This is a genomic window from Faecalicatena contorta (genome assembly GCF_022835095.1).
Lineage (GTDB): Bacteria > Bacillota > Clostridia > Lachnospirales > Lachnospiraceae > Faecalicatena > Faecalicatena contorta.
On record NZ_BQNQ01000001.1, the window covers coordinates 4152602 to 4165280 of the forward strand.

The window sequence follows — 12679 nt, forward strand, 5'->3', positions numbered from 1 at the left end:
TCCTCTCCGCCCGCCACTGCCGTTTATCTGTTATACTCTAGTACATCGTAAAATAAGTAACTGACTCATAAGCTGAGATAAATTCTCGAGAGTGCTGCTCCACAAACGCAGGCGTAGTGGGTTACGCTGAGGCTTGGGGAGCAGTGCTATCGGAAATTTAGGTCGGCTTATGTGGCAGTTAATTATTATATAATGTACTAGTGTGCCTCGGCATACGCTTTTATATTCGAAGCATTTGCCATTTTCTGCACGCCATCCTCACCGACTACAACCAGTGTCGGAGCCTGCATTACACCGTATTTTTTCACAAGTTCTTCATTTTCCTCTGCATCTACAATCTCATAGGCTATATTTGCTTTTTCCAGAGAACTGGTTGCAATCTTACAGTTCGGACAGGTCTTGGTTGTAAAGAGGAGAGTTTTCATTTCTCCCGCCGGAACAGCCACTTCTTCTGCCGCCTTCTGTGCCTCATGTGTCCGTATGCTCATCTTGGAATTGCTGATATCGTACACCTTGCGGTCCTTGAATTCCTGTGTCTTACCATCGTTCCAGTTCTTTACAGGACGGTAGTACCCCGTAATACGGCTGTATACTTCCGTTTCCTCTCCGCAGTGCGGGCATTTGTATTGTTCTCCGGAAATATATCCATGGTTCTTACAGATGGAATAGGTCGGTGACATTGTATAATATGGCATTTTGTAGTTCTCTGCGATCTTCTTAACCAATGATGCCGCTGCTTTCCAGCCCGGCAGTTTTTCTCCAAGGAAGGTATGGAATACAGTCCCAGATGTATAGAGTGTCTGAAGCTCATCCTGAATGTCAAGTGCTTCAAATACATCTTCGGTATAGCCAACCGGCAAATGTGAGCTGTTTGTATAATACGGTGTTCCGTCTCCCTCAGCAGCAGTAATGATATCCGGGAACTGTTCCACGTCATGTTTTGCCAGACGGTAGGTGGTTGACTCTGCAGGAGTTGCCTCCAGGTTAAACAGCTCTCCGTACATTTCCTGATAATCAGACAGTCTTTCCCTCATATGGTTCAGTACATCTTTGGTAAACTGCTGGGTCTCTGCGCTTGTCATGTCTTTTCGGATCCATTTTGCATTCAGGCCGGCCTCATTCATGCCGATCAGCCCAATTGTGGAGAAATGATTCTCAAAGGAACCAAGATATCTCTTTGTGTAAGGATACAGCCCTTCCTCCATAAGCTTTGATATGACAATACGCTTTGTATGAAGGGAACTTGCTGCAATATCCATCATTTTATCCAGGTGTTTATAGAATCCTGCCTCATCCTCGGCCAGATATGCAATACGCGGCATGTTGATGGTAACTACGCCAATAGAGCCTGTACTCTCTCCGCTTCCGAAGAAACCGCCGGATTTCTTGCGCAGTTCACGCAGATCCAGGCGCAGACGACAGCACATACTTCTGACATCGCTCGGTTCCATATCGCTGTTTATATAATTTGAAAAATAAGGAGTTCCGTACTTCGCTGTCATTTCAAAAAGGAGACGGTTATTCTCTGTATCAGACCAGTCAAAATCATTTGTAATGGAATAAGTCGGGATCGGATACTGGAATCCTCTGCCCTCGGCATCCCCCTCAATCATCGTCTCGATAAATGCCTTATTGATCATATCCATCTCTGCTTTACAGTCACCATAGGTGAAATCCTGCTGAACGCCTCCTACTATAGCAGGAAGATTTGCCAAATCCCCCGGTACTGTCCAGTCCAGTGTAATATTGGAGAACGGAGCCTGAGTCCCCCAGCGTGACGGTATATTTACGCCGTATATGAAGGATTCGATACATTTCTTTACTTCCGGATATGTCAGATTGTCTTTCTTGACAAAGGGCGCCAGATAGGTGTCAAAGGATGAAAATGCCTGTGCCCCTGCCCATTCATTCTGCATGATTCCCAGAAAGTTAACCATCTGGTTGCAGAGTACGCTCAGATGCTTGGCCGGTGCCGACGTGATCCTGCCCGTAATGCCGCCCAGGCCATCCTGGATCAGCTGTTTCAGGGACCATCCTGCACAGTAACCGGTAAGCATGGACAGATCATGAATGTGAATGTCCGCATTCTTGTGCGCTCTCCCCACTTCATCGTCATAAATCTCAGACAGCCAGTAATTCGCTGTGATAGCGCCGGAGTTGCTGAGAATCAGACCGCCGACAGAATAGGTCACTGTTGAATTCTCTTTTACACGCCAGTCGGTAATCTTCACATAACTGTCCACAATTTCTTTGTAATCCAGCAGGGTTGAATTCAGATTCCGAATCTTCTCCCTCTGTTTTCTGTATAAAATGTAACCTTTCGCAACATCTGCATATCCTGCCTTTATCAGCACGGACTCCACACTGTCCTGAATATCCTCCACGGATACCATGCCTTTTTTAATCTTTGGTTCAAAATCTGCCGTAACCTTCAGCGCCAGCAGATCGATTATGTCCTGATTGTATTGCTTTTCCTGGGCTTCGAATGCCTTCCTGATCGCCTCCCCTATCTTGGCAAGATTGAAGTCAGCTACCTTCCCATCTCTTTTTGTAACCTGATACATATTGTACGGTCGCCCCTTTCTCTAAATCAAAGTCAGATAATTTTTGCCCAACCGGATCCAGTTGGGCATCTGAAAATATTCTATCACCATATTTTTCACTTGTCAACAAAGAACAACAATATCTAGTATGCAACTTTTTCGTTTCCAACTAGATATAGATACAATTTCCTATGTAAGGATCTGACCTTTCAAGCTGCATACTCCGTCCCGCGCTACTTTAACATCCCATACAGCCTGCCTGAGGCGGTAGACTTCACTCAACTCCTCTGAGTTCAGCATTGGGAATATTTCTTTTTACAATCTCCAGAGCCTGTTCCATAATCTCTTTTGTATAAGCGCGCAGCCCCGGCCTGATCAGATCTCCGGAATCCACAAATCCCTGCAGATAATATTTTTCAGCTCCCCGAAGCCAACGTCCAATAGCTGCAAAATCTTCCCTTTTATGAAATTCCCTGACAACCGTAGTTCGAAATTCGCAGGGCACCGCTCCTGACATCAGGAAATCCACGCTCTGCAGAATATCTTCCAAATGATAACCCTCGATCCCGATCGTCATACCATATTTATTTGGAGCATTTTTTATATCCATCGCCACATAGTCAACCAGGCGCTGATCTACGAGCCGCTTCAGACGGGCGGCACTGCTTCCATTTGTATCCAGTTTTACCGCGTATCCCAGGTCCTTTACCGCTTTTATAAAGTCCTCTATATCCGGCTGTAACAATGGCTCCCCGCCCGTGATGCATACGCCGTCCAGAACCCCCTGGCGTTTCTTAAGAAAAGAAAATACTTCTTCCTCTGGTATGTTATGATTCACATCCACGTGGGTAACCAGCGAAGCATTATGGCAAAAAGGACACCGGAAGTTACACCCTGCGGTAAAAATCGTACACGCCACTTTCTCCGGATAATCCAAAAGTGTCAGTTTTTGCAAACCCTGAATATTCATCTGCTTACTCCTCAATTTTAAAATATTCCATCATGACCGGCATATATTCCCGGCTGTATTCTCCCAGTGAATAGTCCCCCCTGCTCAGGCACCAGTCTGAAATCAGCGCACGCTCACACAGAGAGTAATACTTGGTAATCTCAGTGATAGACTTATCCTGGCGGATCTCACCATTTTTCTGGCCCTCCTCCACGATACCTGTGATCAGCCGGTAATACACTCTGTTCCTGTCCAGAAGGTGTCTCTGCCCCTTAGCGGTCAGCTGCGTGGAATACAAAGATGCCAGCAGGTCTATATTGATCTTCTCCTCGATCATAGAATGTGCTCTGTAATTCAGGTACAAAAGCTTATCGTAATTATTCATATCCGGATCTATCTCCGCAGAAAGCTCTTCGTAAAAATCATCCAGCACTGTAGATAACGTGCTGAGCAATTCATCCTTTGTGTCAAAATAATAATAAAATGAACCTTTGGAAGTACCCGAAAGTTCAATGATATCGTCTACCGTTGTTTGGTCATATCCCTTATCGTGGAACAGCTGCCATGCAGCGGATACAAGCCTTGCTTTCACGCCCTTATTTTCTTTAGATTTCGCCATAATCTCCAGCCCTTCTTTGATAGAATTCTTAATAACTATTTTAACACAAAATTCAATAAGTGGAAAGAAAACCTCAAAGTTAACTCGACAGAGTCTGCAGAGGGGTCTGACCCCTCTGATGCTGATTGTTAGTTATTTCACAAAGAGCCGGATTCTTTTTACTGAATCCGGCCCTTTACAGATGCTTTAAGCAAATCTATAAAATAAAGCTCACATATTTTTTGATATCTCCGTGCAGGCTTTCATTGCCTCAATTACCGCGCTTCTGAATCCATTCTTTTCCAGGACTCTGACTGCTTCTATCGTAGTTCCTGCAGGAGAGCACACCATATCTTTAAGTTCTCCAGGATGTTTTCCCGTCTCCAGTACCATCTTGGCGCTGCCGTATACGGCCTGTGCAGCGAACTTATATGCCTGTGCCCTCGGCATGCCATCGGCAACTGCAGCGTCTGCCATTGCTTCAATAAACATAAATACATAGGCCGGTGAACTTCCGCTTGTAGAAACAACAACATCCATCAGTCTCTCCGGTACTACTTCCACTTTTCCAAACGCACTTAAGATACTGACTGTATACTTCAGTTCCTCTTCTGTCACGTACTCATTCGGACAGGCAGCCGTCATCCCCTCTCCTACCATTGCCGGCGTATTCGGCATAGTACGGACTATTTTTACCTTTTTGCCAAACTGTTCCTCCAGCCAAGCCAGTGTTTTTCCCGGCGCAATCGTAATTATGATCTGGTCATCCCTGACGATCTCTTTGATTTCCTCAATTGCAGATGCATAAAACTGTGGTTTTACAGAAAGGACAACTACCTCTGACTTCTCAACAACTTCCTTGTTATCTGCTGTTACGTTAATTCCATATAAAGATCTGGCCTTTTCTCTTCCCGGTTCAAAGACATCCGAACCGATAATCTCTTCAGCACTGAAAATCCCCTCTTTAATAATGCCGCCCATAATAGCGCCTGCCATATTGCCTGTTCCAATAAATCCTAATTTCATAGTTGTCCTCCTCGTTTAATTTTTATCAATCATGGTCAAAGGGGTCAGACCCCTTTGACCGCACGGTGAAACCGCTTTCTTTCTCTGTAGGAATTTCTTCCGTATCCATCCATTCTATTGTTATGAAATGTCCCTGGTTCAATCCCACCAACAATTTGTTTATCATTGGTTCCCGCCCCTGGATTTCCATGGTTACCGTGCCGTCCCATTCATTTTTCACCCATCCAGTCAGCTGCAGTGACTGTGCAAGATACTTGGCTGTATAACGGAAGCCTACACCCTGGACACGGCCATAAAATACGATGCGCTTTCTAACTTCTGACATATTCCCACCTTTTTACTTTCCTCTTATCTGATACAAAGGTCAGGCCCCTTTACAGCCGGAAAAGAGACTGCACCGGAAAACCAGACAGTCTCTCTTTTATCCATGGCTGCCTGCTGTTTTCTACAGTTCAATCTCAATCCAGTCTTCCTCCGGATAATCCACCACGCAGCAGTCATTCGCATAAACCCTTTCCGGCAGAACAATCAGTACATGCACCACCTCTTCTTCTACCGGCATCGGTGCGAGGTGCCATACGCCCGTATTCAGCTTCACCACGGTTCCCTTCGGCACAACAAAGGCTTCTGTCAGCTGCGGTACCGGGTCTTTTGTCGGAGGCGCTGCATGAATCACAACATCTCCGTCCAGCGGGAGGATTCCTTCCCCCGTGTAATTATGATACTCTGCAGAATTAACGATCATCTTGTCTGCTTTTTCTGTGACAAGAGATGAGAAGGTGACCGGGACCCTTCCGGAAACAGGGAGCGCTACCTTGTCATTATAGAATGCCCCAAGTGCGTTCCCCTCCGGCTCCACCAGGTTATAAAACTCTCCATACTTTGAAAATGCTTCCGCTGTCAGTTTCTGTGCTTTGATTGTTCTCATCTTATACCTCCAAGGATCTTATATTTTTCTTATATCTTACCACTTAATCCTCAAAAGTGAAACCTGTCATCAGACGAAATATCAGTGAAAATTCTGTTCCGTCCTTTCAATAATCTCATCCTGCAGCGCTTTACTCAGATTTCTGAAATGGTCGCTATAGCCTGCCACACGCACAATCAGATCCTTGTAATCATCGGGATGCTTCTGTGCCTGGATCAGGGTTTCTCTGTCAATCACATTGAACTGTATATGGTGTCCATCCATGTTGAAATACGTGCGCACTAGATTTGCCATCTGCTCCAGCCCCTCTTCTCCCGACACCACGCTTGGAGTGAACTTCTGGTTCAGCAGTGTCCCCCCTGTCTGCAGGTGGTCCATCTTCGCGCAGGACTTCACGACAGCTGTCGGTCCGTTGGTATCCGCTCCCTTCTCCGGAGAAATTCCTTCGGATACCGGTTTGTGCGCCAGACGCCCGTTTGCGCTCGCCATCATCACATCACCAAAATACACATGGCAGGTCGTCGGCAGCATATTAATCCTGTACATTCCCCCCAGCATATTGGGACGCCCCGTTACCTGGCTCCTGTAATACTCAAACACAGAGCGCATAATATCATCCGCATAGTCATCGTCATTCCCGTATTTTGGGGCCTTATTGCGCACCAGATTCGCAATACGGTCATGCCCCTCGAAGTTATCATCCAGCGCCTGCATCAATTCTTCCATGGTAAATGTTTTATTATCATAAACATGGTATTTCACAGCGGAAAGGCAGTCTGTAATCGTACCGATGCCCACACCCTGCAGGTACTTCGTATTGTACCTTGCACCGCCGCCATTATAATCTTTTCCCTTGGAAATACAGTCATTCGTAATAATTGAAAGAAACGGCACGGGCATATATTCGGCGTAAATCTTTTCGATCACATTGCTTCCCTTAATCTTGATATCAATGAAATACTTCATCTGCTTCTTAAATGCTTCAAACAACTCGTCATATGAAGCAAAATCTGCCGCATGGCCCAGCGTTAACCCCAGCTGCTTACCGGTCATCTTGTCAAACCCATTATTCAATGTCAGCTCGAATACCTTCGGTATGTTAAAATATCCGGTCAGAATATAAGCCTCATTTCCAAAAGCGCCCGTCTCCACACAGCCGCTGGTTCCTCCGCGTCTTGCATCCTCAAGTGATTTTCCTGCGTTGAGAAGCTCCTGAACGATAGCTTCCGTATTATAAAATGCGGGCTGTCCCCAGCCTTTTCTGGAGATCTCACAGGCACGCTTCAGAAACTTCTGAGGCGTTTTTCTACTGATCTGTACATTGGAACTTGGCTGCAGCAGCTTCATCTCGTCCATACAGTCCAGAATCAGATAGCTGACATTATTCACCCCATTTTCTCCGTTCGGTGTAATGCCGCCCGTATTCAGATTTGCAAAATCTGTATAAGTGCTGCTCTCCTTCAATGTGATCCCCACTTTTGGAGGAGCAGGCTGGTTGTTGAACTTCACCCAAAGGCACTCTAAAAGTTCCAGCGCCCTGTCATCATCCAGAATTCCTGACTCCACATCCTTTTCGTAGAACGGATTCAGATGCTGATCCAGGCGTCCCGGGCTGTATGCATCCCAGGGATTCAGTTCGCTTGTCACGCCAAGATGCACAAACCAGTACATTTGGATTGCCTGCCAGTAAGTCTTTGGCTTGTGGGCGGGAACTACATCACAGTTGGCTGCAATCTGAAGAAGCTCTTCTCTGCGCCCTGCATCCTCCTCCTTTGCTGCCAGTTCACGTGCATATGCAGCATATCTTTCCCCAAGTATCATGATTGCATCGCAGGCCAGCTTCATGCCTTCCAGTTCATTCTTCTTATCAAATGCTTCCGTATCGTTCATAAAATCCAGCTTGTCGATCGCATTCTGAATATCTTCTTTGTAATCCAGAAAACCTTTTTCATAAATTTTCACAGAGCCAACCGTATGTCCCGGCCCTCTCTGCTCCATAAATTCTGTAAAAATGCCGGCCTCATAGGCGTCTTTCCACTCCGGTGTCATCTGGCGGAGAATACGGCTCCTCATAGAACGCTTTTCCCAGTATGGAATCATGACTTCTTCCTGTACTTTATAGTCTGTTTCCTTTACCCTAAAGTTAATCAGGTCTCTGTCGTTCATGACATGCATATCTTCCACTGTATGACAGCACAGCTCCGGAAATGTCGGAGCCGCCTGCGGGGAATCCCCTTTCTCCCCCACAATCAGCTCGCCCTCACCGATATACAGCGTTTTTGTTGAAAAATAATCCTTTAATACCTGTCCGCGCAGCTCCGGTACAGACAATTCGCCTTCATATTTCTTGTAGGTAGCGGTCTCACTAAGCGCCCGCTCCAGATCAATATGCGCAGGTGTATCCAGACTCAGCTTTCTAAGAGCCTTTATGCGTGCATTCATTCCTCTTTCTTCCATCTTAACCTCCTATTTTTACATCCTGGAATCCGGCTTTCCGGAATAGTTCTACAAAATGATTCATTTCTTCCCTGTCGGGTGCATGCATGTCTGCCCCTTCGTAGCGCATGCCCGCTTTTAGGTATTTACCGGAGCCCGTGTTATGATATGGCAGCAGGTTCACTCTTGCTGCATGAATGTTTTTCTCCTGAAGGTAACGGATCATCGCCTTCATCGCTTCCTCATTGCCGTTCACTTCTTTGATGACCGGAATACGGATATAGATTCTGGCCCCGTCCCGGCTCAGCTTTTCCAGATTTTCCAGAATCAGCTCATTGCCGGCCCCCATATACTTTTTGTGCAGCTCCGTATCCAATGTCTTGATGTCATACAAAAAAGTGTCCGTATAAGGCAGAATCCGTTTATAATTTTCATACGGCGCCTGCCCGCATGTATCGATCGTGACAGAGATCCCGTAGTGATACAGCTTTTTCGCAAGCGCCTCCACAAATTCTATCTCAGCCGCCATCACTTCTCCGCCGGAAAGCGTAACCCCTCCGCCGGATTCCTCGTAAAACATCTCATCTTTCCTGAGCTCCTTCACAAGTTCATTGACCGTATATTCTTTTCCCGCTATCTCCCGGAGGTTCCGGTTGCAATAATCCGTACATATCCCACAGGCCGTGCATTTCGCCCTGTCGGTAACGGCTTTTTGTCCGAACATTTCAACAGCCCCGTTCGGACAGACAGCCGCGCAGCCTCCGCAGCCCACACATTTTTCATTGTCGCACAGCAGCTCCTTCTTAAAACTCTGCGTCTCCGGATTGTGGCACCAGACACACCTCAAACGACAGCCTTTGAAAAAAACCGTCGTCCGTATTCCATCTCCGTCATGGATAGAATACTTCTGAATATTCGTTATCAGACTCATGATTCCAACCCTCGCTTGCCTTATGATGTGCTTATAAAAACGTAATTTAGACCAATGTTTGTACTTTAGTCTAAATTTAACACACACCATCCATTTTGTCAATAAAAACGCAAAGGAAAGGAAATATGTTGTTTATATTTATTTATTGTGCTATAATTTATTAAAATTCGTTCTGATTATAAAGGGTTACACCTGAGTAAGAAGGCGCACAGAGATGATTGATACGGGATTTTTCTCGTTTCCAAAAGGGGAAGTCTTCCCCTTTTTATCGCCTGCGCCTTTGGTGCAGGTATTTTTTTGCACTTGTCTATATTCTGAGGATATAAGGAGGTTTTATGGAGACGAGAATTGCTTTGATTGGAATCGTTCTGGACTGTACTGATTCGGTGGAGGAGCTGAACCATCTGCTCAGTGAATATGGACAGTACATTGTGGGCAGAATGGGCATTCCATATCGGGAAAAGAATATTTCCATTATCAGTATTGCCATGGACGCGCCGAATGATGTTATCAGCGCTCTTTCCGGGAAGCTGGGTATGCTGCCTGGTGTCAGTACGAAAACGATTTATGCCAAGACGAAGTAGGGAACTGGCAGACCCGCCCGTCAGGCCATGTGTTACGGAATGCCCTTTGGGTATAAAAGAGTCCGGGTGCCGCTTTGGCGTGCCCATTAAAAAGGAGAATTTTCTATGAAGCATTTGATTGATAAACTGGAACAGACCGGTGCGCTTTCCAGGGAAGAATGGACGGTTCTTATCCGCGGCCGCACGCCAGAACTGGCAAAATATTTGTTTGAACGTGCGCGTACAGTCCGGCATAAATACTATGGACACGCTGTGTATATCCGCGGCCTGATTGAGTTTACGAATTACTGTAAAAACGACTGCTACTACTGCGGAATCCGCAAAAGCAACCGCAGTGCCCGCCGTTACCGGCTGGATAAGAAGGCTGTACTGGACTGCTGCCATAAGGGGTATGGCCTTGGCTTTCGTACTTTTGTACTGCAAGGTGGGGAGGATGGCCGCTATACCGATGAAATTATGGCGGATATCGTGCAAAGTATACGGCAGCATTTTCCCGATTGCGCCATTACTCTTTCTCTCGGTGAGAGGAGCCGTGAGAGTTATCAGCTTCTTTTTGATGCGGGTGCGGACCGCTATCTTCTCAGGCATGAGACTTTTGATGCCGCCCACTATCGGCGGCTTCATCCACAATCCCTGTCCGCAGCCCACCGCCAGCAGTGTCTCTGGGATCTGAAAGAAATCGGCTATCAGACAGGTACCGGTTTTATGGTTGGTTCTCCCTTCCAGACGCCGGAAAATCTGGCCAGCGATATGCTTTTTATTAAGGAGCTGGATCCGCAGATGGTAGGAATCGGTCCCTTTATTCCCCACCATGAAACACCTTTTGCCGAATACGCAGCCGGAACGCTGGAACTGACACTGTTTATGCTGGGGCTGCTCCGCCTGATGCTGCCAAAAGTACTGCTTCCCGCAACTACTGCCCTTGGAACCATTGCTCCGGACGGCAGGGAAAAAGGGATTTTGGCCGGTGCCAATGTGGTCATGCCCAACCTTTCGCCCGTTGAGGTACGGGGAGATTACCTGCTCTACGACAATAAGATCTGCACCGGAGATGAAGCAGCGGAATGCCGGAAATGCCTGGAACGCCGTATGGAGTCGATCGGCTATCAAATTGCTGTTTCCCGGGGTGACTCGCTCAACACGGCGGCTCTGTCCCGCAGTCTGAGCGCTGCTGTTGCTTCAGAGTAACACCTGAACCTGTTTCTATTAAATATATCTATACAATCATAAATGGAGGATACCTAAATGTATGATGTGAATTCCAAACATGCCGAAGATTTTATTAACCATGAAGAAATCCTGGAGACACTGGCTTATGCTGACGAGAACAAATGTAATGAAGCCCTGATTGATTCTCTGATTGAGAAGGCGAAGAAAAGAAAGGGGCTTACCCACCGTGAGGCCTCTGTGCTGCTGGCCTGTCAGATAGAGGAGAAGAATGAGGAAATTTTTAAACTGGCGGAACAGATTAAAAAAGACTTTTACGGCAATCGCATTGTGATGTTTGCGCCTCTTTATCTGTCCAACTACTGTATCAACGGATGTACATACTGCCCTTATCACAGCAAGAATAAGCACATTGCCAGGAAGCAGCTTTCCCAGGAGGAGATCCGCAAAGAGGTAATCGCGCTGCAGGATATGGGGCATAAACGCCTGGCTCTGGAGGCGGGGGAGGACCCGGTCCGTAATACGATGGATTATTATCTGGAATCTATCAAAACGATTTACAGTATCAAGCATAAGAACGGTGCTATCCGCCGTGTAAACATCAATATAGCGGCTACTACTGTAGATAATTACCGCCTTCTGAAAGAGGCCGGCATCGGCACTTACATTTTGTTCCAGGAGACGTACCACAAAGAGAGCTATTTGCAGCTTCACCCAACAGGTCCGAAACACGACTATGATTATCACACAGAGGCAATGGATCGCGCAATGGAGGGCGGAATTGACGATGTAGGCGTTGGCGTGCTGTTCGGGCTGGACAAATACCGCTATGAGTTTGCCGGCCTTCTTATGCACGCGGAACACCTGGAAGCGGCTTTTGGCGTGGGGCCTCATACGATCAGTGTCCCTCGTCTGCGCCATGCCGATGATATTGATGCAGATTCCTTTGACAACGGAATCGACGATGACACTTTTGCCAAGATTGTTGCCTGTATCCGAATTGCAGTCCCATACACAGGAATGATCATTTCCACAAGAGAGAGCCAGAAATGCCGTGAGAGAGTGCTCCACCTGGGTATCTCGCAGATCAGCGGGGGATCCCGCACGAGCGTGGGCGGTTACTGCGAACCAGAGCCGGACGATGCCAAATCCGAACAGTTTGATGTCAGCGATAAAAGAACGCTGGACGAGGTTGTCCGCTGGCTGATGCAGATGGATTATATTCCAAGTTTCTGTACCGCTTGTTACCGGGAAGGGCGTACCGGCGACCGTTTCATGTCTCTTTGTAAGAGTGGCCAGATTCAGAACTGCTGCCATCCAAATGCTCTGATGACTTTGAAGGAATATCTGATGGATTATGCTTCACCTGAGACAAAGGCTCTCGGAGATAAACTGATCGATAAAGAAGTGTTGAATGTGCCTAACGAGAAAGCGCGTGCAGTTGTAATCGATAATCTGCGTCTGATTGAACAGGATAACAGAAGAGATTTCCGCTTCTAAACTAAATTACAGGGGGT

11 protein-coding genes are annotated in these 12679 nt (G+C 46.8%); 3 read left to right on the top strand and 8 right to left on the bottom strand.

Annotation, left to right across the window (positions count from 1 at the left end; genetic code table 11):
- Positions 1-197 precede the first annotated feature (197 nt).
- The 8 genes from MWG26_RS18600 to MWG26_RS18635 all read right to left on the bottom strand — a co-directional run bounded on the left by MWG26_RS18600 (position 198) and on the right by MWG26_RS18635 (position 9411).
- Positions 198-2564 (bottom strand): ribonucleoside triphosphate reductase, encoded by a 2367-nt coding sequence (locus tag MWG26_RS18600; RefSeq protein WP_117441100.1) that lies wholly within the window; start codon positions 2562-2564, stop codon positions 198-200.
- A gap of 253 nt (positions 2565-2817) precedes the next feature.
- Positions 2818-3513 (bottom strand): anaerobic ribonucleoside-triphosphate reductase activating protein, encoded by a 696-nt coding sequence (locus MWG26_RS18605; RefSeq protein ID WP_025656126.1) that lies wholly within the window; start codon positions 3511-3513, stop codon positions 2818-2820.
- A gap of 4 nt (positions 3514-3517) precedes the next feature.
- Positions 3518-4111, bottom strand: coding sequence for a TetR/AcrR family transcriptional regulator (locus MWG26_RS18610; RefSeq protein ID WP_025656125.1), 594 nt, complete (start codon positions 4109-4111; stop codon positions 3518-3520).
- Positions 4112-4321: 210 nt separating this feature from the next.
- Positions 4322-5116, bottom strand: a complete 795-nt coding sequence (proC, locus tag MWG26_RS18615) for a pyrroline-5-carboxylate reductase (RefSeq protein WP_025656124.1) — start codon at positions 5114-5116, stop codon at positions 4322-4324.
- 25 nt (positions 5117-5141) lie between these two features.
- Positions 5142-5441 (bottom strand): acylphosphatase, encoded by a 300-nt coding sequence (locus MWG26_RS18620; protein WP_025656123.1) that lies wholly within the window; start codon positions 5439-5441, stop codon positions 5142-5144.
- A gap of 120 nt (positions 5442-5561) precedes the next feature.
- Entirely contained in the window at positions 5562-6044 is a 483-nt protein-coding gene (locus MWG26_RS18625; protein WP_025656122.1) for an ureidoglycolate lyase, read from the bottom strand.
- Between the two features lie 81 nt (positions 6045-6125).
- Positions 6126-8501, bottom strand: a complete 2376-nt coding sequence (gene hypD, locus MWG26_RS18630; protein ID WP_025656121.1) for a trans-4-hydroxy-L-proline dehydratase — start codon at positions 8499-8501, stop codon at positions 6126-6128.
- Between the two features lies 1 nt (position 8502).
- The gene (locus tag MWG26_RS18635; protein ID WP_025656120.1) at positions 8503-9411 is read right to left on the bottom strand and encodes a trans-4-hydroxy-L-proline dehydratase activase; all 909 of its coding nucleotides are present in this window, start codon (positions 9409-9411) and stop codon (positions 8503-8505) included.
- Between the two features lie 335 nt (positions 9412-9746).
- On the opposite strand from MWG26_RS18635, the gene MWG26_RS18640 reads away from it, so the two are divergent.
- From MWG26_RS18640 to hydG, 3 genes are all read left to right on the top strand, one after another.
- Positions 9747-9995 carry a TM1266 family iron-only hydrogenase system putative regulator gene (locus MWG26_RS18640; protein WP_025656119.1) on the top strand — a complete coding sequence of 83 codons (249 nt, stop codon included), beginning with the start codon at positions 9747-9749 and terminating at the stop codon, positions 9993-9995.
- A 105-nt stretch (positions 9996-10100) separates the two neighbouring features.
- Entirely contained in the window at positions 10101-11183 is a 1083-nt protein-coding gene (gene hydE / locus MWG26_RS18645; protein ID WP_025656118.1) for a [FeFe] hydrogenase H-cluster radical SAM maturase HydE, read from the top strand.
- A gap of 57 nt (positions 11184-11240) precedes the next feature.
- The gene (hydG, locus tag MWG26_RS18650; protein ID WP_025656117.1) at positions 11241-12662 is read left to right on the top strand and encodes a [FeFe] hydrogenase H-cluster radical SAM maturase HydG; all 1422 of its coding nucleotides are present in this window, start codon (positions 11241-11243) and stop codon (positions 12660-12662) included.
- The last annotated feature ends 17 nt before the right edge of the window (positions 12663-12679 follow it).

Coding starts and splice junctions, on each gene's coding strand:
- MWG26_RS18640 (WP_025656119.1), top strand. CDS start 9,747: ATGGAGACGAGAATTGCTTTGATTGGAATCGTTCTGGACTGTACTGAT.
- MWG26_RS18635 (WP_025656120.1), bottom strand. CDS start 9,411: ATGAGTCTGATAACGAATATTCAGAAGTATTCTATCCATGACGGAGAT.
- MWG26_RS18610 (WP_025656125.1), bottom strand. CDS start 4,111: ATGGCGAAATCTAAAGAAAATAAGGGCGTGAAAGCAAGGCTTGTATCC.
- MWG26_RS18625 (WP_025656122.1), bottom strand. CDS start 6,044: ATGAGAACAATCAAAGCACAGAAACTGACAGCGGAAGCATTTTCAAAG.
- hypD (WP_025656121.1), bottom strand. CDS start 8,501: ATGGAAGAAAGAGGAATGAATGCACGCATAAAGGCTCTTAGAAAGCTG.
- MWG26_RS18600 (WP_117441100.1), bottom strand. CDS start 2,564: ATGTATCAGGTTACAAAAAGAGATGGGAAGGTAGCTGACTTCAATCTT.
- MWG26_RS18620 (WP_025656123.1), bottom strand. CDS start 5,441: ATGTCAGAAGTTAGAAAGCGCATCGTATTTTATGGCCGTGTCCAGGGT.
- MWG26_RS18605 (WP_025656126.1), bottom strand. CDS start 3,513: ATGAATATTCAGGGTTTGCAAAAACTGACACTTTTGGATTATCCGGAG.
- hydE (WP_025656118.1), top strand. CDS start 10,101: ATGAAGCATTTGATTGATAAACTGGAACAGACCGGTGCGCTTTCCAGG.
- proC (WP_025656124.1), bottom strand. CDS start 5,116: ATGAAATTAGGATTTATTGGAACAGGCAATATGGCAGGCGCTATTATG.
- hydG (WP_025656117.1), top strand. CDS start 11,241: ATGTATGATGTGAATTCCAAACATGCCGAAGATTTTATTAACCATGAA.